This is a genomic window from Mycobacterium sp. ENV421 (assembly GCF_002887815.1).
GTDB lineage: Bacteria > Actinomycetota > Actinomycetes > Mycobacteriales > Mycobacteriaceae > Mycobacterium.
The window spans coordinates 234,152-256,796 of sequence record NZ_PDHO01000006.1; the positions used below are offsets into that span (position 1 = coordinate 234,152).

Here is a 22,645-nt window from a genome sequence, read left to right on the forward strand (position 1 = left end):
CTACCGTGATGACATGAGGGTGCACGCTCCGGTGCTCTGTTGCGCTGCCGCGGTGCTGCTGACGGGGTGCACCCAGTGGGTCGACGGGGCACCGCTGCGTGCCCTCGGCGAGCCGCCGTTCTCCCCGCCGGGAGTCGTCGATGTCGACCGAATCATGCTCAGCCAGGAGCAGATTCAGGCCATCACCGGCGGCGGCCAGGACGTGACGATCATCCCGAGCATGGACGGTAAAACCATGGTTGACGTCAATCCGCTGGCTGAGTTGGTCCCCCGCGACTGCCGCTTTCTGTTCGCCGAAACCGACACCTTCGGCACGGACGTCGAGGACTTCCACAAGACCAGCTTCCAATACCCGCCGCGGCGCGCACTGATTTCTGAAGCCGCCGCGTCCTACCGGGACGAGTCCACCGCCCGGCAGACGTTCAACACCCTCTCCACCGCCGTGCACCGCTGCGCCGACGGACCGATGGGTGCGGGCCTGGTCGGCGATGTCGACGCTGACGCCGACTCGCTGCGCACGCGCCTTCCCCGGTGCGGCCGCGACTACCGGCTCAAGGCGTCGGTGCTGGTGGAGGTGACGTTCTGCGCGTTCCCCGAGTCGGTGCCCGAGATCGTGATGACGAATCTTCTCAACAAGATTCCGGGCGGCTGATCGTCGCGCTGCCGACAACCTCGTCACCGGCCGGGTCGGGCCGATACAGCACCAAGGTCTGCCCCGGCGCGACGCCGCGCAACGGTACCCGCAGGGAAACGCGCAGCTCGTCACCGACGGCTTCGGCGACGGCGGGCACCACGCCACCGTGGGCGCGGACCTGAACCTCGCATTCCACCGGACCGGCCGGCGCGACGCCGGAGGTGAACACCGGGCGGATGCCGGTCAGCGACTGCACTTCGAGGTCGGCCTTCGCCCCCACCCGCACCGTCTGCGACTCGGCGTCGATGGCGGTGACGTACCGCGGCAGGCCGTCCGGTCCGGGGCCGGCGATGCCGAGGCCCTTGCGCTGGCCGATGGTGAAACCGTGCACGCCGTCGTGCTCGGCGAGCACCGCACCGGTGGCGTCGTCGACGACGGCTCCGCGCCGCACACCGATTCGGGCGCCGAGGAAAGCTTGGGTGTCGCCGGAGGGGATGAAGCAGATGTCGTGGCTGTCGGGTTTGTCAGCGACGGACAGCCCGCGACGGGCGGCCTCGTCGCGGATCGCCGGCTTGGGGGTGTCGCCGATCGGGAATGCCGCGTGGCGCAGCTGTTGAGCGGTCAGCACGCCGAGCACATAGGACTGGTCCTTGTCGACGTCGACCGCGCGGCGCAGCCGGCCATCGGATAGCCGGGCGTAGTGCCCGGTGGCCACCGCGTCGAAGCCCAACGCCAGGGCTTTGGCCGCCAACGCGGAGAACTTGATCTTCTCGTTGCAGCGCACGCAGGGGTTGGGGGTTTCGCCGCGTTCGTAGGACGCGACGAAGTCGTCGATCACGTCTTCGGCGAACTGGTCGGCGAAATCCCAGACGTAGAAGGGGATTCCGAGGACGTCGGCGACCCTGCGGGCGTCGCCGGCGTCTTCTTTCGAACAACAGCCGCGCGAACCTGTCCGCAGGGTGCCGGGTTGGCGGGACAGCGCCAGGTGCACACCGACCACCTCGTGGCCGGCGTCGACCATCCGCGCGGCAGCCACCGACGAATCGACGCCGCCGCTCATCGCGGCCAGCACCCTCATCGCAGTGCCCCCAGTGATGAACTTGCCAGTGCGGCCTGGCGGGCCCGCTCGACCGCGGCGGGCAGCACCCGCAGCGCCGCATCGACGTCGGCCTCGGTGCTGGTGTGGCCCAGGGACAATCTCAGCGATCCGCGGGCGGCGTCGGCGTCGGCTCCCATGGCCAACAAGACATGCGAGGGTTGGGCGACACCGGCGGTACACGCCGATCCGGTCGAGCATTCGATTCCGTTGGCGTCCAACAGCATCAGCAGCGAGTCACCTTCGCAGCCGCGGAACGTGAAGTGGGTGTTGCCCGGGAGCCGGCGATCGCCCAGGGCCCCGTTGACTCCGGTGTCGGCGATCGTATCCAGCACCCCGTTGACGAGCCGATCGCGCAGGTAGCGCAGCCGGGCGCCGGTGGAGTCGAGCGATTCGACGGCGACATCGGCGGCCGCCGCCATCGCGACCACACCCGCGACATCCGGTGTGCCCGAACGGACATCGCGTTCTTGGCCCCCGCCGTGCAGCAGCGGAACGCACGCGGTGGCCCGGCGCAGCAGCAGCGCGCCCACGCCGGTCGGTCCACCGAACTTGTGCGCCGCCAGGCTGATGGCCGACAGGTTGGAGCCGGCGAAGTCCACCGGGATGTGACCGACCGCCTGAACGGCGTCACTGTGGATGGGCACGTCGAACTCGGCGGCCACGGCGGCCAGTTCGGCGATCGGCATGATCGTGCCGACTTCGTTGTTGGCCCACATGACCGTGACCAGTGCCACGTCGTCGTGCTCGGTCAGCGCCTCGCGCAGCGCGCCCGCCGTCACCGACCCGTCCGGTTCGGTGGGCAGGAACGTCACCTCGGCGCCCTCATGCTCGGCCAGCCAGGTGACGGCGTCGAGCACGGCGTGGTGCTCGACCGCGGTGGTCACGATGCGGCGGCGGGCGGGTTCGGCGTCGCGTCGCGCCCAGTAGATGCCTTTGACCGCCAGGTTGTCGCTTTCGGTGCCGCCTGCGGTGAAGATCACCTCGGACGGCCGGGCACCGAGCCGCGCCGCGATGCTCTCTCGGGCCTCTTCCATCCGACGCCGGGCGTCGCGGCCCGCGGTGTGCAGCGAGGAGGCGTTGCCGACGGTGGCCAGCGCAGCCGTCATCGCCTCGATGGCAGCAGGATGCATCGGGGTGGTGGCAGCGTGGTCGAGATACACCGGACCGGCGGTCGGTCTCATAGCCCGTCCAGGATACCGGCAGGCGCGCAGGCCCCGTGCCACGGCGAACGTCACCCCAGCGTGACGCTCGGCGCCCAACGTGCCTCGGGAGTGACGTTGGGCGGCTAAATCAGCCCGCCAAGGCGTGGCTGTGCTGGAACCGCGGGGCGATCTGGCCACGCACCGCCACCTCGCAGCGGGCTGCCAGCTCCCGCCGGTCGGTACCCGGCAGCTCCAGGGACGCCACCTCGACGTCGACAACGGTCACCCGGGTCCGCACCGTGCGGCTCAGCGACTGCCACAGCGAGTCGTCACCCACGAACGCCGTCACCGTCGAGGGTCGCCCGTCGCGGTGGTGGTAGGTCAACCGCAGCGGCTGCACGGGCCGGCCGGAGTCGACGGCGGCCTGGAACATCGCCGGGCGGAACTGGCCGTAGGCCAGGCCGCACCAGGTGGTCCCTTCCGGGAAGGCGACGACGGTCTGCCCGTTGCGCAGCCGCTCGGCCACCGTCGCAACCACCTGCGGCAGCCGGCGCAGGCTGGCGCGATCGATCGGGATGACCTTCATGATCCGCGCGGCCAGGCCGACGGCGGGCCAGTCGATGAGGTCCGCGCGCGCCACGAACGCCCCGGGCAGCACCGAACCGATGACGAAGGTGTCCACCCAGGAGACGTGGCCACTGACCACGAGCACGCCGCGCAGGTTACGAATCGGCCCGCCCGACACGGTGATTCGCACGCCGAGACACCGCAGGAACGTCCGGCAGTACAGCCGTTGGACACGGCCCCTACCTGGCAGCGGCACCGCCAGCAGCGGCACCACCATCAGCAGCATCAGGGCCGTCGCGATGCGGTAGGTCGCCCGCACCGCCGCGACCAGCCGCCGCGACGGCGGGGCGCCGCCGGCGCGCACACAGCTGCTGTCACACAACGCGCGCGGCAGCCACGCGTGCTCGGTCACCGTCATGGGTTCCCCCCGACTCCATCGGCCATCTCGCTGGCCGCCGACACCGACCTCAACCTGGTCAGATAGCGCGTATCGGCCTGCCGCTTGTCGAGCAGGGCCGGGAAGTCGCCGACACCGAACTCGGGGTCGTGCGCGGGTTCGCCGCAGACCCGGGCGCCCAGGCGCAGGTAGCCACGCATCAACGGCGGGATGGTCGGCCGGGCCGGCGGTGCGATGTCGTCGAGACCCTTACCGTCCAGCACGACCGGCCGATACGGATACACCGTGTGCTCGGCTGCGGCGGCGTGGCGGCGCAGCACGAAATCGCGCACCCCGCGAACCTGGCTGCCCGGGGCGCCCGCGGGGTCTTTCGGGTGTGTCGGCACCGAGACACACCCGGTGACGTAGTCGTATCCGCAGCGGTCCAGATAAGCCAGGATGCCGGCCCACATGAGCAGCACCACGGCGCCGTTGCGGTGGTCGGTTCGCACCACCGCGCGGCCCATCTCCACCAGCGAGGGCCGCAGCGCGTCGAGCGCACTGACATCGAATTCGGTTGCGGTGTAGAGGCTTCCGGCGGCGATCGCACCGGGCGGTGGCAGCATGCGGTAGCAGCCGACGACCTCTCCGGAAGTGTCCTCGCGCACCAGCAGGTGGTCGCAGAATTCGTCGAACCGGTCGGCGTCACGGCCGTCGGCGTCAGTGGGCAGTGCGTAGCCGGGCTCGGTGGTGAACACCTGATACCGCAGCCGCTGGGCCGCGTCGATCAGGCCGGGGTCGGTGGACAGCAGCAGTGAATAGCGCGGGCCACGCAACGTGGCGGATTCGTTCTGGTCGGGGGCTATGAGTACGGATGCAGTGCTCATACCTGAACGGTTGCTGAGCCATTCGGCGGGATGTCAACGCCCATGTGACGTGTTCGTGCACGCTCGATGACCAATAAAAGCGACGGCCCCCGGACGCCTTGCGGGCGCGCGGGGGCCGTTGCCTTGTCTGTTGCTGCGAGTTAACCCTTGCGGGACTTGACCGCGTCGGTCAGCTGCGGCGTGACGTTGAACAGGTCACCGACGATGCCGTAATCGGCGATCTCGAAGATCGGTGCTTCCTCGTCCTTGTTCACCGCGATGATCGTCTTGGACGTCTGCATTCCCGCGCGGTGCTGGATCGCGCCGGAGATGCCCAGCGCGATGTACAGCTGCGGCGAGACCGTCTTGCCGGTCTGGCCCACCTGGAACTGGCCCGGGTAGTAGCCGGAGTCGACGGCGGCACGCGATGCACCGACGGCGCCGCCCAGCGAGTCGGCCAGTTCCTCGACCACCGAGAACTTGTCGGCACTGCCGACACCACGGCCACCGGAGACCACAACGCTGGCCTCGGTGAGCTCCGGGCGGTCGCCTGCCACGGCGGGCTCGCGCTTGGTGATCTTGGTGGCGGTCTCGGCCTGTGCGGGCACCTCGACGGTCACCTGCTCGCCGGCACCGGCTTCGGGCGCGGCGTCGACGGCACCCGGACGCAGGGTGATCACCGGGGCGTCACCATTGGCCTGGGCCTCGACGGTGAAGGCGCCACCGAAGATCGAGTGGATGGCCTTGCCACCCTCCTTGACCTCGACGACGTCGGACAGCACACCGGCACCGGTCCGGGCGGCCAGCCGGCCCGCGATTTCCTTGCCGTCGGCGTTGGCGGCCAGCAGCACGGCGGCCGGAGTGGCCGACTCCACCAGCGACGCCAGCACGTCGACGAACGGGGTGATCAGGTAGCCCGCGGCGTCGTCCGATTCGGCGACGTAAATCTTGGCCGCACCGGCGGCCTTGAGGTCGTCGACGAGCGGCGCGGCGGTGCCGGGGGCACCGATCACGACGGCCGACGGCTCGCCCAGCGCACGGGCGGCGGTGATGAGCTCGGCGGTGACTTTCTTCACCGCACCTTCGGCGTGCTCGACGAGCACAAGTACTTCAGCCATAGCTGTTCAGCCTCTTTGTCTTTCGAATGGTCCGGGAAGGGATTAGATGATCTTTTGGGCGACCAGGTACTGGGCGATCTTGCTGCCGCCGTCGCCTTCGTCGGTGATCTTCTCGCCTGCGGTCTTCGGCGGCTTCGGCGTGGACGACAGCACCGAAGTGCCGGCGTTGGCCAGGCCGACCTCGTCGCCCTCGACGCCGATCTCGGCCAGCGTCAGGGTGGTCACTTCCTTCTTCTTCGCGGCCATGATGCCCTTGAAGGACGGGAAGCGCGGCTCGTTGATCTTCTCGTTGACGCTGATGACCGCGGGCAACGAGGCCTCGAGGGTGAACACACCATCGTCGGTCTCGCGCTCGCCGGTGATCTTGCCGCCCTCGACGGTCACCTTGCGCAGGTGCGTCAGCTGGGGCAGGCCGAGGTACTCGGCGATGATGGCCGGGACCGCACCGCCGGTTCCGTCGGTGGCCTCGTTGCCGGCGATGACCAGCTCGGTGCCTTCGATGGCGCCCAGCGCGCGGGCCAGGGCCCAGCCGGTCTGCACCATGTCGGAGCCGTGCAGGCCGTCGTCGAGCAGGTGCACGGCCTTGTCGGCACCCATCGACAGCGCCTTGCGGATCGCCTCGGTGGCGCGCTCCGGGCCGGCGGTCAGCACGGTGACGGTGCCGGCGGCGTCGCCTTCACGCTCCTTGATCAGCAGCGCCTCTTCAACGGCACGCTCGTTGATCTCGTCCAGCACGGCATCGGCAGCGTCGCGATCGAGCGTGTAGTCACCGTCGGACAACTTGCGCTCGGACCACGTGTCTGGGACCTGTTTGATCAGGACCACGATGTTCGTCATGAGTCTTCTACGTCCTCCTGGCAGGCGTCCTGCGGCCAGAAAAGGTCGCAAGACTTTTGGTCATTCCGCAACACACATCATGTTACCGATGGGTAACTTAGAGTGGTTCGCACGATCACCATAGCTGGTCGAAGTTTGTGTATTAGCAGCCCATCGGTACCGAGCAGTTCGCGAACCACCAACTTCGGGTTAGCCTGCCTTGCAATGAGCGCATTCGTGACTGACGCAGGTGACAGCGGTTTGCCGCTGACCGGCGAGCGGACCATCCCCGGGCTTGCGGAAGAGAACTACTGGTTTCGCCGCCACGAGGTGGTCTACCGCCGCCTGCTCGACCTTTGCGCAGGTCGCGAGGTGCTGGAAGCGGGCTGCGGCGAGGGCTATGGCGCCGACCTGATCGCCTCGGTGGCGCGCCGGGTGGTGGCGGTGGACTATGACGCGGCGACGGTGGCGCATGTGGCCGCCCGCTACCCCCGGGTCGACGTCGTCGAAGGCAACCTGGCCGCCTTGCCGCTGCCGGACGCTTCAGTTGACGTTGTGGTGAACTTACAGGTCATCGAGCACTTGTGGGATCAGCCACAATTCGTGGCCGAATGCGCCCGGGTGCTGCGGCCAGGCGGCCTGCTGCTGATGTCGACGCCGAACCGCATCACCTTCTCTCCCGGCCTGGACACCCCGGTCAACCCGTTCCACACCCGCGAACTCAACGCCCGCGAGCTGGCCGAGCTGCTGACCGACGGCGGCTTCGCGATCGACGGCGTCTACGGGGTTTTCCACGGGCCCGGCCTGGCCGCGATGGACCAGCGCCACGGCGGCTCGATCATCGACGCCCAGATCGAGCGGGCGTTGGCCGACGCTCCCTGGTCCGACGAGCTTCTGGCCGACGTCGCGGCCGTGCGCTGCGAGGACTTCGACGTGCTCCGGGAGGCCGACCGCGACATCGACGAAAGCCTGGATCTGGTGGCCATCGCGGTGCGCGCATGAGCGACGCTCGCGGAGCGAATCGAGGATCGAGCGTGGATTCCATTCCCGGCCAGTTCACCCTCGTCCTGCACACCCACCTGCCGTGGCTGGCCCACCACGGTCGCTGGCCGGTCGGCGAGGAATGGCTCTACCAATCCTGGGCGGCTGCCTACCTCCCGCTGATGCGCGTGTTGCGCACGCTGGCCGCTGAAGGCCGCCGCGGCGTGATCACGCTGGGCATGACGCCGGTGGTCACCGCGCAACTCGACGACCCCTACTGCCTGGACGGTATGCACCGGTGGCTGGCCAATTGGCAGCTGCGGGCACTCGAGGCGGCCACCCTGCGCACCCCGACCGGCGCCGATGCCGGTACCGCGACGACTCCGGAAGCATTGCGCGAGTTCGGCATTCGTGAGTACGACGAGGCCGAGCGTGCCCTCGAGGATTTCAGCACGCTGTGGCGGCACGGCGCCAGCCCGCTGCTGCGCCAACTGATCGACGCCGGCACCGTCGAGCTGCTGGGCGGTCCGCTGGCTCACCCGTTCCAGCCGCTGCTCAATCCGCGGCTGCGGGAATTCGCGCTCCGCGAAGGCCTGGCCGACGCCGGCCAGCGGTTCGCGCACACGCCCGCAGGCATCTGGGCACCCGAATGTGCTTACGCCCCAGGCATGGAACATGACTACGCCGCCGCCGGAGTCGGACACTTCATGGTCGACGGTCCGTCGCTGCACGGTGACACCACGCTGGGCCGACCGGTCGGAACGACCGATGTGGTGGCGTTCGGCCGCGACCTGCAGGTCAGCTATCGGGTGTGGTCGCCGAAGTCGGGTTACCCCGGCCATGCCGCGTACCGCGACTTCCACACCTATGACCATCTGACCGGGCTCAAGCCGGCTCGGGTCACCGGCCGCAACGTGGACTCGGCTGCCAAGGCGCCCTACGACCCGCAGCGCGCCGATCATGCCATCGACGCCCATGTCGCCGACTTCGTCGGAGTCGTGCGCCAGCGGTTGATCTCGGAGTCGCAGCGCATCGGCCGTCCCGCACATGTGGTGGCTGCCTTCGACACCGAGCTGTTCGGGCACTGGTGGTACGAGGGCCCGATCTGGCTCGAGCGGCTGCTGCGCGCACTGCCCGAAGCCGGCGTCCGGGTCGGCACGCTCAGCGATGCACTGTCCGCCGGGTACGTCGGCACGCCCGTCGAATTGCCGCCCAGCTCTTGGGGATCCGGCAAGGACTGGCAGGTCTGGGCCGGCGAGCAGGTGGCCGATATCGTCGCGCTCAACACCGAGGTCGTCGACACCGCCCTGACGACCGTCGACAAAGCGCTCGCACACCGCGGGGCCGCCCCCAGCCGGGATGTCGTCGCCGACCAGATCCTGCGCGAGACGCTGCTGACCGTGTCCAGCGACTGGCCGTTCATGGTCAGCAAGGACTCGGCGGCCGACTACGCGCGCTACCGCGCACACCTGCATGCCCATGCCGCCCGGGAAATCTCCGACGCGCTGGCCTCGGGACGCCGCGACGCCGCCGAACGGCTGGCCGCGGGCTGGAACCGGGCCGACGGGTTGTTCGGCGCACTCGACGCCCGGCGGCTGCCCCGATGAAAATCCTGATGGTGTCCTGGGAATACCCGCCGGTGATCATCGGCGGGTTGGGGCGTCACGTCTACCAACTGGCGACCGCACTGGCCGCCGACGGTCACGATGTCGTGGTGCTCTCCCGGCGTCCGTCGGGCACCGATCCCAGCACGCACCCGACCACCGACGAGGTGCACGAGAGCGTCCGGGTGATCGCCGCCGCGCAGGACCCGCACGAATTCGACTTCGGCCGCGACATGATGGCGTGGACGATGGCCATGGGCCACGCCATGATCCGCGCCGGGCTGACCTTGCGGGCCAAGGGCTGGCAGCCCGACATCGTGCACGCCCACGACTGGCTGGTCGCCCATCCGGCCATCGCTCTGGCCGAATTCTTCGACGTGCCCATGGTTTCCACCGTGCACGCCACCGAGGCCGGTCGGCATTCCGGCTGGGTGTCCGGCCAGATCAGCCGCCAGGTGCACGCGGTCGAATCCTGGTTCGTCCGGGAGTCCGACTCGCTGATCGCCTGCTCGGCATCCATGGCTGACGAGATCGGTGAGCTGTTCGGCCCGGACCTGGGCGAAATAGTCGTGATCCGTAACGGAATCGATTCCAGCCGTTGGCCGTTCGCGTCTCGCCCCGTCTCTTCGGGTCCACCGGAGTTGTTGTACATCGGCCGGCTCGAGTACGAGAAGGGCGTGCACGACGCGATCGCTGCGTTACCGCGCATCCGGCGTACCCATCCGGGAACGACGTTGACGATCGCCGGCGACGGGACCCAGCAGGACTGGTTGGTGGAAGTGGCGCGAAAGCACAAGGTGTTCAAAGCGGTTCACTTCACCGGCCGCGTCGACCACGACGAGTTGCTGCGGCTGCTGCACCGCGCGGACGCCGCAGTGCTGCCCAGCCACTACGAGCCGTTCGGTATCGCCGCACTCGAGGCGGCTGCGGCCGGCATCCCGCTGGTCACGTCCACTGCCGGCGGTCTCGGCGAAGCGGTCATCGATGGCGAGACCGGGGTGTCCTTCCCGCCGCGCGACGTCACCGCACTGGCAGCGGCCGTGCGTCGCGTCCTCGACGATCCTGTCGCCGCGCAGCAACGAGCCATCGCCGCGCGAAACCGATTGACCTCCGATTTCGACTGGCACACCGTGGCAGCCGAAACCGCTCAGGTCTACCTGGCCGCCAAACGCCACGAACGCGATCCCCTGCCGCGCCGGCCGATCGTCGAGCACGCACTGCCGGGGCGCTGAGGGCTCACGGCGTCCAGATCAGCAGATCCTCCATGCCGTTGTTCATGGTGACCGTGGTCGGCGCCGGCCCGGTGACGTCGAAGTGGATCTTGCCGGTCGCCATCGCGCCCTGCGGAATGGTCGCACCGCTGATGTTGGACGGAGCGGCGACCATCCAGAGCACCCGATACGCCGCCTGATTCGGAGCGACGGCGTTGAACTGCGAGATGGCCGGCGTGACCGGGCCGCTGATCGCGTTGACGGTTGCGGTCGCCTCCCACAGCTGGCCGGCCACCGGATAGCCGGGCATCACGTCGCTGCTGGGTTTGAGGTCACTGACCTTCCAGCTCAACGAGACCTGGCCGACGCTGTCGGTCATCGTCAGCGGGCTTCCCAGTCTGCCGACGATGGGATAGTCGGCCGCCGCCGAGAACGGTGCGGCCGCCAGCGCGATGAGTGCGCTCAACGCGATGGCCAGTACAGCCTTGATGGAACTGGAGATCTTCACAGTGCCCTCCCCGATGAAGACATTGAATGGACGCCTTTGGCATAACCCGGACGAACGCCGGAAGATAGTGCCCAAAGACCCGGGGAGAGATGACTTACGCCTCTAGACGGGACGCCTTCTTGCGTTCAATATCCGCCAGCGCCGCCGCCAGCTCGGCGCGCTGCGCAGCCGAGGTGTCCCAGGCCAGCTTACGGTTCTTGACGACCTTGGCCGGCGAGCCGACCGCGATCGAGAAATCCGGGATGTCACCCTTCACCACGGCGTGGGCGCCCAGGACGCAGCCCCGGCCGACCGTCGTACCGCGCAGCACGGTCACTTTGGCCGCGATCCAGGTGTCTGGCCCGATCCGCACCGGACTCTTGACGATGCCCTGGTCCTTGATCGGCATCTCGATGTTGTCCATCTTGTGGTCGAAGTCGCAGACGTAGCACCAGTCGGCCATCAGCGCCGAGTCACCCAGTTCGATGTCCAGGTAGCAGTTGATGACGTTGTCGCGGCCCAGCACCACTTTGTCGCCGAACCGCAGCGAGCCCTCATGGGCGCGGATGGTGTTCTTGTCACCGATGTGCACCCAGCGCCCGATCTCCAACTGCGCCAGTTCGGGGGTGGCGTGGATCTCGACGTCCTTGCCGAGGAACACCATCCCGCGGGTGATGATGTGCGGATTCGTCAGCTTGAACTTCAGCAGGCGCCAATAGCGCACCAGGTACCAGGGCGTGTAGGCCCGGTTCGCGATGACCCAGCGCAGCGAGTCCCTGGTCAGGAAGCGCGCCTGCCGCGGATCCCGCAGGCGCGAACCCATCCACCGCTTGTGGAGCGGCGATCCCCACATCGTCGTCATGGCCTGAGAGCCTAGTGGAGGTCGGGCGCGGGTTACCCTCGCCTGTACTGACACGGGAGCGCGATGGCGCGATGGGAAGGTGACACGGGTGCTGCGGCGATTGCTCGCGTTGGCGTCGGCCGCGCTGGTTGTGATCGGTTTGGCCGGTTGCGGCAACACGGACTCGTGGGTCCAGTCCACCGCGGCGCACGGCTGGTCGGCCCAGTACGCCGACGCTGCCAACAGCAGCTACACCGGCACGGGCGGCGCCTCGGCGCTCCGGCTGAAGTGGAGCCGCTCGGTGAAGGGCGAGCTCGGCGCGGGCGCCGCACTGGGCGACGGCAGCTACCTCGCGGCGAACGGGCAGACCGCCGGCGGCTGTTCGCTGATGGTGTGGGAGAACGACAACAACGGCAGGCAACGCTGGTGCACCCGCATGGTGCTCGGCGGCGGATTCGCCAGCCCGCTGTTCGACCAGTTCGACAATCTGTACATCGGCCAGCCCGGCATGATGCAGTCCTACCCGCCGACCCAGTGGATCCGCTGGCGCCAGAACGTCATCGGAATGCCCACGACGGCACGGTTTCTCGGTGGCGGCCAGTTGCTGGTGGTCACCCACCTCGGGCAGGTGCTGGTGTTCGACTCCCACCGCGGTGACGTGACCGGCACCCCGATGGATCTCGTCGAGGGCCTCGACCCGACCGATTCGGTCCGCGGGCTGACCGATTGCGCTCAGGGACTACCGCAGTGCCCGGTGGCCGCACCCCCTGCCTACGCCGCCGCGACCCGCACCATCGTCGTAAGTCTGTGGCTGCCCGGCGCCAAGGCGTCGACGCTCGTCGGCTTGCAGTACCACCCCGGCCAGACCCCGCTGCTCACCCGCGAGTGGACGTCGGACGCCATCGCCGCCGGCGTGCTGGCCGCACCGGTGGCGTCCGCCGACGGGACCACGGTGTACATCACCGGCCGCGACCACAAACTGTGGGCCTTGAAGACCTCCGACGGCAAGCCGAAATGGTCTGCGCCGCTGGACTTCCTGCCCCAAACCCCGCCGTCGGTGTCACCCGACGGGCTGATCGTCGTGGGCGGCGGCCCCAATACCCGCCTGGTTGCGCTCAAGGACGCCGGCGACCACGCCCAGGTTGCCTGGCGCCGCGACGATGTCACACCGTTGAGCACGTCGAGTCAGGCCGGACCCGTGGCCTACACGGTGGTCGCCGGCTCGCCGTCGGGACTGTCGTTGCTGGCGTTCGACCCCGCTGACGGTCACACCCTCAACAGCGATCCCCTGCCGCAGGCCGATGGCTTCCCGGTGGGGGTGTCGGTCGGTCTCGATCGGCGGGTCGTGGTGGCCACCAGCGCCGGCCAGTTGTACAGCTTCGACCCCGTCTAGGTGAGCTGCAGCGGCGGGAGCGCCGCTCGCGGCACCGAGGCCGAGGTGGCCCCGGCGTCCGACGGCAGCAGCTCGCCCTGACCGAAGTAGAAGATCACCGCATCGTCGGTGATGGCGAAATTCTGATAATGCGACGGGTCGAGTCCGTCGCCGGTGGCGATCACGCCGGTCAGACCGGTCTGCCGCTCGAGATCGGCTTGCACGATCGGGAATATCGTGTTGAGAACCTTGGCGTCGGGCGCAAAGAGCGTCTCGAACGTCACCGGCTTGCGGTGCGCCACATCGTAGGTGAACGCCTTGTACCAGGTTGTCGGGTGGGCGCCACCGACGTCTTGGAAGAGTTTCAGCACCACGCTCTGGGTGGCGCCGGGCGGCGGTCCCGAGGTGAATGATTCTGTGGTGACGTCCATTTCGTACGGCACATTGCGGATCGATGGCATCTGCGCGACATTGGTGAATCCCTCGCGGTTCTGCGTCAGGTAGTCCAGGACGGCCTGCTCGTCGGCGTAGTCGGTGGGGAACCGCAGATCCATCGTGTAGCCGGAGGCGGCGGTGTGGACATGGCAGACATTGCCCGCCTCCATGGTCCCGCCCATGGCCGCGCAGTCGGTCGCCGCACCGGCCACCGCGATCGATTGTTCAGCGATCAGCACGCCGAAGACCAGCAGGGTGGCCAGATGGGAAATGCGCATTCGTCGACAGTCCTCGCGCTCGAAGACGGCACCGGCGCCGCTGGCCGCCAGCGTACCCGCGCTAGGTGTGTGCGGCGGACGCTCGACAGAGGAACACAGCAGAGCGCTCCCCCGCGCCGGCGCCGATCCGGGTGATCACCAGTGACAGCGAGGCGCGCCCGGTCGGCCGCAGCCGTCGACGCAATGCGTCGGGATCGACGCCGACACCGCGCACCAGGATTTCGAGCTGCCCGCAATCCCGCTGTGAGAGTGCTTGGCGCAGAATCTTTTCCCGCAACGGCAGCTCGTCGAGCACTTCGAAGCCACGCACCCCGGGTGGCACGTGATCGCCACTGAGGTACGCGATCTCCGGGTCGAGCTGCCACAGTCCGTGCCGGGCCGCGTAATGGCGGACCAGTCCGGCGCGCACGATCGCCCCGTCCGGGTCGACGATCCAGCGGCCGGCGGGGCGCGTCGGGCAGTCGTCGGGGTCGGCGTCGGTGACCACCTCGCCGCGGTCCAGGACACAGGCCCGCCGGCGGACTCCCGGTGTGGCCAGCGCAGGCGACCACAGACAGGCCTCCCGCACCGAACCGCCGGCCGAGGTCACCTCGATCTCACCCTCGAAGCCCAGCTCCGCGACCGCCTCGAAATCGATTCCGGGCGCGCACTTCACGACGGTGGGGCGGCCGCGGTAGGCGTCGTACAGCGCGTCCAGCGGTGGCACGTAGTCGCGGGGATCGAAGCGCCGACGCCCGCCTGACCGGCGCGCCGGATCGAGCAGCACCACGGCGTCGCGGCTCACCGGGTGCAGCGCATCGGCACGGCACAGCGCCACGTCCGGCACGTTGTGATGCGCCATCGCCAGGCGCACCTCGTCGATGTCGCTGCCGACGAGCACGGCCGCCGTGGACCGCAACGCGGCCAGCTCGGTGCCGATCGAACAGGTCGCGTCGTGCACCACCGCATCGGCCAGCCGGGCGGCCCGGTGCCGGGCCACCGGCTCGGCGGTGGCCTGCTGCAGGGCGTCGTCGGTGAACAACCATTGCGACACGTCGCCCAGGTCCCCGAGTTTGGCGACGGCCTTGCGGCGCAACAACGTCGTCTCGACCAGCGCGGTGCTGCGCTCGGCGAACCGGTCGCGGATCGCGGTGATGTCGGCGAGCCGGGTGGCATCCGTCAGCCGATAGCCGGCGACCTCGGCCAGCGCCGCCACACCGGCGTCACTGGTGAGGTAGGTGACGTCGTCGCGCCCGAAGGTCAGGACGGCTTGACCCCGGTGATCATGACGTTGTAGTACCAGCCCTTGGGCACGACGCGCCGCCAGAGGTTGTCATCCACCCAGCTCAGGCCGATCCAGCTGTTGAAGGCGAACTTGGCGTAGCCCCAGCCCAGCTTGCCGGGCGGCACGGCGGCCTCGAACGTGCGCAGCGGCCAGCCGAGCATCGCGGCGGTGAACTCAGTGGTCGAGGTCGACACGTCGACGGCACCCGCGCTGCGGGCCATCCGCTCGAGGTCGGCGGGATCGAAGGTGTGCAGGTCGACGACCGCCTCCAGCGCGGCGGCGCGCGACGACTCGTCGAGTTCGGCCTGCGGCCGCCGCCAGCCCTGAAGGCCGGGCAGCTTGGTGGCGTTGGTGGCCACCCGCCAGGTCAGCGTCGACAGCGAGCGGGCGTAGGTGTTGCCGACGCTGGTCGGCTCGCCGGCGAACACGAACCGGCCGCCCGGCTTGAGCACCCGCACGACTTCGCGCAGGGACTTCTCGACGTCGGGGATGTGGTGCAGCACGGCATGGCCGACGACGAGGTCGAAGGTGTCGGCGTCGTACGGGACACCCTCTGCGTCGGCGACCCGGCCGTCGATGTCCAGACCCAGGTTCTCGCCGTTGCGGGTGGCGACCTTGACCATGCCCGGCGACAGGTCGGTCACCGAGCCCCGTCGGGCCACACCCGCCTGGATCAGGTTGAGCAGGAAGAAGCCGCTGCCGCAGCCCAGCTCGAGCGCGCGGTCATAGGGCAGCTCGCGCAATTCCTCGGGGGGCACGGTGGCGTCGAAGAGATTGCGGGCGTAGTCCACGCAGCGTTTGTCGTACGAGATCGACCATTTGTCGTCGTAGCTCTCGGCCTCCCAGTCGTGGTAGAGGATCTGGGCCAGCTTGCTGTCCTTGAGCGCGGCCTCGACTTGTTCCGCGGTGGCGTGCGGCTGCGGGGCCGGGTCGATCGTCGTCATCAGGGCAGCCTAACTGCCGTCCCCGGCGGAGAAGACCTGGCCGTAGCGTTCGGCCTGCTCACGGGCATCGAGCCGACCGTCGATGAGGGCTTTCGCACCGGCCAGCGCGCTCGGCTCGGCGTCGACGAACCGGCCCGCCCACGCCGCCGCGGCGTCGAAGACGTGGTCGGGGGCCACCATCTCGTCGATGAGTCCGAGCGCCAGTGACTCCTTGGCGTCGACGAAGCGCCCGCTGAACGCCAGCTCCTTGGCCCGCGCCGCCCCGATCGCCCCGGCCAGCCGCTCGGCTCCACCGCCGCCGGGGACCAGCCCGGCCAGGATCTCAGTGGCACCGAGTTTGACGTTGTCGCCGCTAACCCGCCAGTCGGCGGCCAACGCCAGGCTCAGCCCGGCGCCCAGCGCGTAGCCGGTGATCGCCGCGACCGTCGGCTTGGGAATCGCCGCCACCGCATCGAGTGCATCGCGGCGCAGCCGGTCGGCAGCCTCGGCCTCGGCGCGGTTCAGCGTGCGCAGTTCCGGGACGTCGTCGCCTGCGGAGAAGATCTCGTGGCCGCCGAACAGGATCACCGTCGCGATGTCGGCGCGGCGGCCCACCTCGGCGGCCGCGTCGATGAGCTCGCGGTAGGTCTGCCTGGTCAGCGCGTTGGTCGGTGGGCGCGACAGCAGCAGCACGCCCACTGCTGGGTGCTGCTCGCCGACGTGCACATGTGCGAACTCGCGCACCTCAGTCGCCGCCGTAACCCTGCGGGGCGCGACGGTTGCGCGCCTCGTTGTACCGATCGCTGTTGAAGAACTCGATCTCCCAGTTACCTTCGCGCACAGCGAGATTGGGTTGAACAACCACGATCTGGCGTTCCAGCGCCAGAACCTCGTCGACCGAGCGCCCGGCCAGCGAGTCCAGTTGCGTCCAGGTCGGCGGCAGCAGGAACGAGCGGGCCTCGGCGAAGTCCTCGATGGCGGCCTCCGGACTGGTCCAGGCGGCGTGATCGGATTCGGTGTTGTGGCCGTCGGCGCGCTGGCCCGCCGGCAAGGCGCCGACGAAGAAGTAGGTGTCGTAGCGGCGGGTGCGCTCTTCCTCGGGGGTGACCCAATTGGCCCACGGCCGCAGCAGGTCGGCGCGCAGCACCAACTTCTCCCGGCGCAGGAAGTCCGAGAACGACAGGCTGCGGTCGACCAGGGCCCCGCGCGCCTCCCGATAGACCGACGCATCGGCGACGATGCCGTCCGGATCGTCGGCCGGTCCGGCGAACAACACCCCGGACTCCTCGAACGTCTCGCGGGCCGCGGCGCACACCAGCGCTTCGGCGAGATCGTCGTCGATGCCGAACCGGGTGGCCCACCAGTCCGGCCCGGGCCCATACCAGGCGATGTCGGAGTTGCGGTCGCGGTCATCGACACCGCCGCCCGGGAACACCATCACCCCGCCGGCGAACTCCATCGCGCTGTGGCGGCGCATCAGAAAAACCTCGACGCCCTCGGCCGGGGTGTCCCGGATCAGCATGACCGTCGCCGCCGGGCGGACCGGCAATGGTTCGGGCTTGTCGCTCATCAGCGCCTCCTGTGGGCCGCGCGACTGCGCACGCGTCGGGCGAAGTAGCGGCCGTCGATGACGTCCAGCGCAATCGATTGCCCGAACGCGGTGGACAGATTCTCCGCCGTCAGGGTGTCACGCAGCAGTCCACCGGCCACCACCTGGCCCTCGGACAGGATCAGGCAGTGGCTGAAGCCCGGCGGGATCTCCTCGACGTGGTGGGTGACCAGTACCAGCGCGGGTGCGTCGGGGTCGGCAGCCAGATCGGCCAGCCGGGCGACCAGTTCCTCGCGGCCACCGAGGTCCAGCCCGGCTGCGGGCTCGTCGAGCAGGAGCAACTCGGGATCGGTCATCAGCGAGCGGGCGATCAGCACGCGTTTGCGTTCACCTTCCGACAGGGTGCCGTAGGTGCGGTCGGCCAGGTGTTCGGCGCCGACGCTCTCCAACGTGTCCACGGCACGGGCGTAGTCGATATCGTCGTAATTCTCCCGCCACCGGCCCAGCACCGCGTACCCGGCCGAGACGACCAGATCGCGGACCAGTTCGTCGTCTGGCACCCGCTGTGCGAGCGCCGCGCTGCTCAACCCCACCCGCTGGCGCAACTCGGCCATGTCGGTGCGGCCCAGCCGCTCCGCGAGCACGTAGGCGACGCCGGACGACGGATGTTCCATCGCGGCCGCCATCCGCAGCAGCGAGGTCTTGCCTGCGCCGTTGGGGCCGATCACCACCCAGCGTTCGTCGAGTTCGACCTGCCAGGTGATGGGCCCGACCAGGACCCGGCCCCCGCGGCGCAGCGATACTTTCCGGAAGTCGATCAGCAGGTCGGAGTCGACCTCGTCGGCGGCATCGGACACTGCACCATCGTGCCGTATTCACCGGCGTCTGTACGTCTGGGGTGGCTGCGTTTTCGACTCTTCTCGAGGATGTTCGCCCACCCGCTGGCGGCCAGGACCGGTTTCGGGGTGAGACGCAGGACAAGTTGCACCATCGGCCCGATACCGAAGGCGTAGATGACGGTTCCGACTCCCACGCTGCCGCCCAGCAGCCAGCCCACCGCCAGCACGGTGGCTTCGATTGCGGTGCGCACGACACGTACCGAAACACCGGTCCGCGCAACCAGTCCCGTCATCAAGCCGTCACGGGGACCGGGTCCCAGGCCGGCGCCCACGTAGAGAACCGTCGATACCGCGTTGAGCAGCACCGCTGCCAGCATCAGGGCGACCCGGGCCGGTACCGATTCCGGTGCGGTCAGCACGGTCAGTCCGGCGTCGACCGTGACCGCGATGACGACGACGTTGGCGACCGTGCCGATACCGGGCTTGTTGCGCAACGGGATCCAGGCCAGGAGTACGACGACACCGACCACCGCCGAGGCCACCCCGATGGTCATCGGTGTGTGCCGGGTCAGCCCCTGGTGGAACACATCCCACGGATCGAGGCCGAGCCCGGCGCGCACCATCATCGCCATCGAGAGGCCGTAGCCGGTGAGGCCGGTCAGCAGGGCGAACCCGCGCAGCGCCGTGCTCACCGGTGGTCGGAGAACCGCACGCGCAAGGCGTCGAGATCCGCGCGCATCCGGCGCGCGTCGGCGTCGACGTCATCCCATCCGGTCGAGGACGGATTCCACGGGCCGTGGCCGGGGTCGAGGAGGGTTGCGAGGCGGGAGGCCACTCGGGAGAACCAGGTACTCATGTGAACCATACTTCTGACGGACTGGCTTGCTCTTCAATAGCCAGTTGACTCATACTGGCCTTCAAATGCCGACGACGATGAAGGCTAGAACCCTTGACCCGGACCTTTTGGTCCGAGAGCTGGGCAACTGGCGTACCTCCAGCAAAAGTGGCCCCTCCTACCAAGCGTTGGCCGACGGGCTGCGGATGCTGATCGTCGACGGCCGACTGCCGGTCGGTTCGCGACTGCCCAGCGAGCGCGTGCTCGCCGAAGCGCTGCGGGTCTCCCGGACCACCGTCACCGCCGCGTACGCGGACCTGGGCGACAGCGGCTATCTGCATGCCCGGCGCGGCGCCCGCAGCACGGTTGCCCTCCCCCACACTCCGGTCAGTGTCCCGACCGCGACACCCGCCGCCATCAACCTGGCGTCGGCTGCTCTGGCCGCCCCGGCCAGCGCAGTGCAGGACGCGTTCACCGAGGCCGCCCGCGAGTCCGCCGGCTATCTGCAGCAAACCGGACATGACATGCGCGGGATCTTGCCCTTTCGTGAGGCGATCGCCGAACGCTATTGCGCCAGAGGGCTTCTCACCGAACCCGACCAGATCATGGTCACCAGCGGCGCGCAGCACGCGATCGCGTTGATCCTGACGACCTACGTTCAGCCCGGAGATCGCGTACTCGTCGAGCAGCCCACCTATCACGGGGCGCTCAGCGCGATCGCGACCGCGGGCGCCCGGCCCGTTCCGGTCGCGATGACAAGGGAGGGTTGGGAACTCGACGCCGTACACGCCGCCGTGCGCCAACTCGCCCCGACTCTGGCCTACCTGGTGCCTGACAATCACAATCCGACAGGGTTCTCGATGCCGCCCGCGGACCGCAAGCGAATTTGCGACATCGTCGCCGAGACCCGCACCCGCACAGTGATCGACGAAACCCTCACCGACGTCTGGATCGACGAGCCGGTGCCGCCGCCGGTCGCCGCCTCGATGAGGACGCGCACCGACCTGATGATCACGATCGGATCGATGTCGAAGTCGTTCTGGGGCGGGATGCGCATCGGCTGGATCCGCGCCGAACCGAGCGTGCTCGCCACCATTCGCGCAGTCCGCCCGTCGATTGATCTCGGTACGTCGGTGGTCGAACAGCTCGCTGCGGCAAGGCTTCTCACGCGGCGCGAGGAGGTACTGCCCGAACGCCGGGAGATCCTACGGGGGCGACGGGCGCTACTCCTCGAACTGTTGGAGCAACACCTGCCGGAGTGGCGTCCGCTGCCGGGCACCGGCGGCATGTCGGTGTGGGTACAGCTGCCCGCGCCGGTGAGCTCGGCGATGTGCGCGTCGGCATCCCGGCTCGGCGTCGAGTTACCACCCGGCCCCCGCTTCGGGGTGGACGGCACACTGGAGCGCTTCGTCCGGATTCCGTTCGCACTGCCCGAGGACGAGTTGACCGAGGCAATCGAATTGCTCGGCCGGGCGTGGCGCAGCATCACCGGCTCGGCCACCGTCGAGTCGACGGCCGTGGTGATCTAGGGCGCGCTCACCCCTCTTCGCGCCGAAACCGACAATTCGCAGAGAAAGTGCGAGTGATCGCCTGCAAAACGTCGAGTTCGGTGCCTGAGCGCCTACTCCGGCGGGATCTCGACCCTGCGGAGCACGCCGTCGACGGCGTCGGCCGCCTCGATTTCGGCGCGGGTGATGCCGAGGATGAACAGCACGGTGTCCAGGTAGGGATGGCTCAGCGAGGTGTCGGCGACCGCGCGCAATGCGGGCTTGGCGTTGAACGCCACTCCGAGCCCGGCAGCGGCCAGCATGTCGATGTCGTTGGCCCCGTCGCCGACCGCCACGGTCTGCTCCATCGGAACACCGGCCTGGCGCGCGAAGTCACGCAGCGCCTTGGCTTTTCCGGCGCGGTCGACAACCTCGCCGACGACCCGCCCGGTCAGCTTGCCGTCGACGATCTCGAGTTCGTTGGCGGCCACGAAGTCCAGCATCAGCTCATGCGCCAGCGGATCGATCACCTGACGGAAGCCGCCGGAGACCACCCCGCAGTGAAAGCCCAACCGTCGCAACGTCCGGATCGTGGTGCGTGCGCCGGGGGTCAGCTCGATCTTCTCGGCGACCTCGTCGAGCACCTCGGCGGGCAGGCCGGCCAGCGTTTCAACCCGGCGATGCAGCGATTCGGCGAAGTCCAGTTCGCCCCGCATGGCCGCCTCGGTGACGGCGGCGACCGCCTCCTCGGCACCGGCATGGGCGGCCAGCATCTCGATGACCTCACCCTGGATGAGCGTGGAGTCGACGTCGAACACGATGAGCCGCTTGGCCCGCCGCTCCAGGCTGTAGTTCTCGACGGCGATGTCCAGGCCCTGTTCCGACGCCACCCGGGCCAGCAGCGTGCGCAACTCGCCACCCACACCGGCGGGAACCGACACCCGCAACTCCAGTCCCGTCACCGGGTAGTCGGAGACGCCGCGGATGAAGTCGATGTTGACCCCGAGCGCGGCGGCCTCGCGAGCCACCACACCGAAGGCTGCCGCCGTGATCGGCCGCCCGAGCACCACGATGGTGTGGGTCGACGGCTCACGGATGATCGGGGTGTCGTCGCTGCGTTCGATCGTCACGTCCAGCCCGACACGATGAATCGCCGTGGTGACGTCATCGCGCAGTTGCACACCGTCGGCCACACTGGCGTCGCCGGAGACCAGCACACCGAGCGTCAGCCGCCCGCGGATCACCACCTGCTCGACGTTGAGGAGATCAACGGCATGGCGGGCCAACACTTCGAACAGCGCGGAGGTGACGCCAGGCTGGTCTACACCGGTGACGGTGATCAGCACCGACACCTTGGACATGGTCATACCCGGAGGGTTGCGGATCCCGAGTTAGGTGCGGACGTGCTCGTCGTCGAGACGCGTGACGTCGCCGTCGTCCGGGCCGTGCGCGCGCCCGACGTGGGCCTCGGCACGCATCCGCTCGATCATGTGCGGGTAGTGCAGTTCGAATGCCGGTCGCTCCGAACGGATTCGGGGCAGCTCGGTGAAGTTGTGCCGCGGCGGCGGGCACGAGGTGGCCCACTCCAGGGAGTTGCCGTAACCCCACGGATCATCGACGGTGACGACCTCGCCGTAACGCCAGCTCTTGAAGATGTTCCACACGAACGGCAACACCGACACACCGAGAATGAACGCACCGATGGTCGACACGATGTTCAGCGTCTCGAAGCCGTCGGTGGGCAGGTAGTCGGCGTAGCGGCGGGGCATGCCTTCGTCGCCGAGCCAGTGCTGCACCAGGAACGTGGTGTGGAAGCCGATGAACGTCAACCAGAAATGCACCTTGCCCAGCCGCTCGTCGAGCAGACGGCCGGTCATCTTCGGGAACCAGAAGTAGATCCCGGCGTAGGTCGCGAACACGA

At 68.8% G+C, this 22,645-nt stretch carries 24 protein-coding genes; 6 read left to right on the plus strand and 18 right to left on the minus strand.

Annotation, left to right across the window (positions count from 1 at the left end; genetic code table 11):
- Positions 1-13: 13 nt before the first annotated feature.
- Positions 14-652 (plus strand): sensor domain-containing protein, encoded by a 639-nt coding sequence (locus CRM90_RS10705; RefSeq protein ID WP_102806946.1) that lies wholly within the window; start codon positions 14-16, stop codon positions 650-652.
- Here CRM90_RS10705 and mnmA read toward each other — a convergent pair.
- The 6 genes from mnmA to CRM90_RS10735 all read right to left on the minus strand — a co-directional run bounded on the left by mnmA (position 630) and on the right by CRM90_RS10735 (position 6,639).
- Entirely contained in the window at positions 630-1,712 is a 1,083-nt protein-coding gene (gene mnmA / locus CRM90_RS10710) for a tRNA 2-thiouridine(34) synthase MnmA (RefSeq protein ID WP_102806947.1), read from the minus strand. The genes CRM90_RS10705 and mnmA overlap by 23 nt on opposite strands.
- Positions 1,709-2,914 carry a cysteine desulfurase family protein gene (locus CRM90_RS10715; RefSeq protein WP_102806948.1) on the minus strand — a complete coding sequence of 402 codons (1,206 nt, stop codon included), beginning with the start codon at positions 2,912-2,914 and terminating at the stop codon, positions 1,709-1,711. Before CRM90_RS10715 ends, mnmA begins: the two co-directional genes overlap by 4 nt.
- Before the next feature lie 109 nt (positions 2,915-3,023).
- Positions 3,024-3,860: a lysophospholipid acyltransferase family protein gene (locus CRM90_RS10720; RefSeq protein WP_102806949.1), complete on the minus strand. Its 837-nt coding sequence runs from the start codon at positions 3,858-3,860 to the stop codon at positions 3,024-3,026.
- Positions 3,857-4,705 carry a GNAT family N-acetyltransferase gene (locus tag CRM90_RS10725; protein WP_102806950.1) on the minus strand — a complete coding sequence of 283 codons (849 nt, stop codon included), beginning with the start codon at positions 4,703-4,705 and terminating at the stop codon, positions 3,857-3,859. Before CRM90_RS10725 ends, CRM90_RS10720 begins: the two co-directional genes overlap by 4 nt.
- Before the next feature lie 140 nt (positions 4,706-4,845).
- Positions 4,846-5,802 carry an electron transfer flavoprotein subunit alpha/FixB family protein gene (locus tag CRM90_RS10730; protein ID WP_102806951.1) on the minus strand — a complete coding sequence of 319 codons (957 nt, stop codon included), beginning with the start codon at positions 5,800-5,802 and terminating at the stop codon, positions 4,846-4,848.
- Positions 5,803-5,844: 42 nt separating this feature from the next.
- On the minus strand, positions 5,845-6,639 hold the full coding sequence (locus tag CRM90_RS10735; protein ID WP_036339299.1) for an electron transfer flavoprotein subunit beta/FixA family protein: 795 nt from the start codon (positions 6,637-6,639) through the stop codon (positions 5,845-5,847).
- Between the two features lie 135 nt (positions 6,640-6,774).
- On the opposite strand from CRM90_RS10735, the gene CRM90_RS10740 reads away from it, so the two are divergent.
- From CRM90_RS10740 to CRM90_RS10750, 3 genes are read left to right on the plus strand one after another with little or no spacing between them, the layout of a single operon-like run.
- The gene (locus tag CRM90_RS10740; protein ID WP_502693255.1) at positions 6,775-7,620 is read left to right on the plus strand and encodes a class I SAM-dependent methyltransferase; all 846 of its coding nucleotides are present in this window, start codon (positions 6,775-6,777) and stop codon (positions 7,618-7,620) included.
- Positions 7,617-9,206 carry a 1,4-alpha-glucan branching protein domain-containing protein gene (locus CRM90_RS10745; RefSeq protein WP_102806953.1) on the plus strand — a complete coding sequence of 530 codons (1,590 nt, stop codon included), beginning with the start codon at positions 7,617-7,619 and terminating at the stop codon, positions 9,204-9,206. The genes CRM90_RS10740 and CRM90_RS10745 overlap by 4 nt, the downstream gene beginning before the upstream one ends.
- On the plus strand, positions 9,203-10,435 hold the full coding sequence (locus tag CRM90_RS10750) for a glycosyltransferase family 4 protein (RefSeq protein WP_102806954.1): 1,233 nt from the start codon (positions 9,203-9,205) through the stop codon (positions 10,433-10,435). Before CRM90_RS10745 ends, CRM90_RS10750 begins: the two co-directional genes overlap by 4 nt.
- Positions 10,436-10,439: 4 nt before the next feature.
- On the opposite strand, the gene CRM90_RS10755 is transcribed toward CRM90_RS10750, so the two are convergent.
- The gene (locus tag CRM90_RS10755) at positions 10,440-10,922 is read right to left on the minus strand and encodes an MPT63 family protein (protein WP_102806955.1); all 483 of its coding nucleotides are present in this window, start codon (positions 10,920-10,922) and stop codon (positions 10,440-10,442) included.
- Positions 10,923-11,016: 94 nt separating this feature from the next.
- A complete protein-coding gene (locus CRM90_RS10760) occupies positions 11,017-11,763 on the minus strand; it encodes an acyltransferase (protein ID WP_083116693.1) in 747 nt (248 codons plus the stop codon).
- Between the two features lie 109 nt (positions 11,764-11,872).
- Here CRM90_RS10760 and CRM90_RS10765 point away from each other — a divergent pair, with 109 nt between their 5' ends.
- Positions 11,873-13,135, plus strand: a complete 1,263-nt coding sequence (locus CRM90_RS10765) for an outer membrane protein assembly factor BamB family protein (RefSeq protein ID WP_199189854.1) — start codon at positions 11,873-11,875, stop codon at positions 13,133-13,135.
- On the opposite strand, the gene CRM90_RS10770 is transcribed toward CRM90_RS10765, so the two are convergent.
- The 8 genes from CRM90_RS10770 to CRM90_RS30680 form a co-directional block, all read right to left on the minus strand.
- Positions 13,132-13,827, minus strand: coding sequence for an esterase (locus tag CRM90_RS10770; protein WP_102806956.1), 696 nt, complete (start codon positions 13,825-13,827; stop codon positions 13,132-13,134). The two genes, CRM90_RS10765 and CRM90_RS10770, sit on opposite strands and share 4 nt — an antisense overlap.
- Positions 13,828-13,888: 61 nt before the next feature.
- Entirely contained in the window at positions 13,889-15,109 is a 1,221-nt protein-coding gene (locus CRM90_RS10775) for a THUMP-like domain-containing protein (protein WP_233209269.1), read from the minus strand.
- The gene (locus tag CRM90_RS10780) at positions 15,067-16,035 is read right to left on the minus strand and encodes a class I SAM-dependent methyltransferase (protein ID WP_102806958.1); all 969 of its coding nucleotides are present in this window, start codon (positions 16,033-16,035) and stop codon (positions 15,067-15,069) included. The genes CRM90_RS10775 and CRM90_RS10780 overlap by 43 nt, the downstream gene beginning before the upstream one ends.
- A 9-nt stretch (positions 16,036-16,044) precedes the next feature.
- The gene (locus CRM90_RS10785) at positions 16,045-16,758 is read right to left on the minus strand and encodes an enoyl-CoA hydratase (RefSeq protein WP_102806959.1); all 714 of its coding nucleotides are present in this window, start codon (positions 16,756-16,758) and stop codon (positions 16,045-16,047) included.
- 1 nt (position 16,759) lies between these two features.
- Positions 16,760-17,584 (minus strand): NUDIX hydrolase, encoded by an 825-nt coding sequence (locus tag CRM90_RS10790; protein ID WP_102806960.1) that lies wholly within the window; start codon positions 17,582-17,584, stop codon positions 16,760-16,762.
- Entirely contained in the window at positions 17,584-18,438 is an 855-nt protein-coding gene (locus CRM90_RS10795) for an ABC transporter ATP-binding protein (RefSeq protein WP_199189855.1), read from the minus strand. The genes CRM90_RS10790 and CRM90_RS10795 overlap by 1 nt, the downstream gene beginning before the upstream one ends.
- Positions 18,381-19,094, minus strand: coding sequence for a membrane protein YczE (gene yczE, locus CRM90_RS10800; RefSeq protein ID WP_102806962.1), 714 nt, complete (start codon positions 19,092-19,094; stop codon positions 18,381-18,383). Before yczE ends, CRM90_RS10795 begins: the two co-directional genes overlap by 58 nt.
- Complete coding sequence (locus tag CRM90_RS30680; RefSeq protein ID WP_096310941.1) at positions 19,091-19,258, minus strand: hypothetical protein; 168 nt, start codon at positions 19,256-19,258, stop codon at positions 19,091-19,093. Before CRM90_RS30680 ends, yczE begins: the two co-directional genes overlap by 4 nt.
- A gap of 65 nt (positions 19,259-19,323) precedes the next feature.
- Here CRM90_RS30680 and yczR point away from each other — a divergent pair, with 65 nt between their 5' ends.
- Entirely contained in the window at positions 19,324-20,766 is a 1,443-nt protein-coding gene (yczR, locus tag CRM90_RS10805; RefSeq protein ID WP_102806963.1) for a MocR-like transcription factor YczR, read from the plus strand.
- Between the two features lie 92 nt (positions 20,767-20,858).
- On the opposite strand, the gene serB is transcribed toward yczR, so the two are convergent.
- Positions 20,859-22,085 carry a phosphoserine phosphatase SerB gene (gene serB / locus CRM90_RS10810; RefSeq protein ID WP_199189856.1) on the minus strand — a complete coding sequence of 409 codons (1,227 nt, stop codon included), beginning with the start codon at positions 22,083-22,085 and terminating at the stop codon, positions 20,859-20,861.
- 30 nt (positions 22,086-22,115) lie between these two features.
- Positions 22,116-22,645, minus strand: a 530-nt coding sequence (locus CRM90_RS10815) for a cbb3-type cytochrome c oxidase subunit I (RefSeq protein WP_199189849.1), incomplete at its 5' end; no start/stop codon positions are given.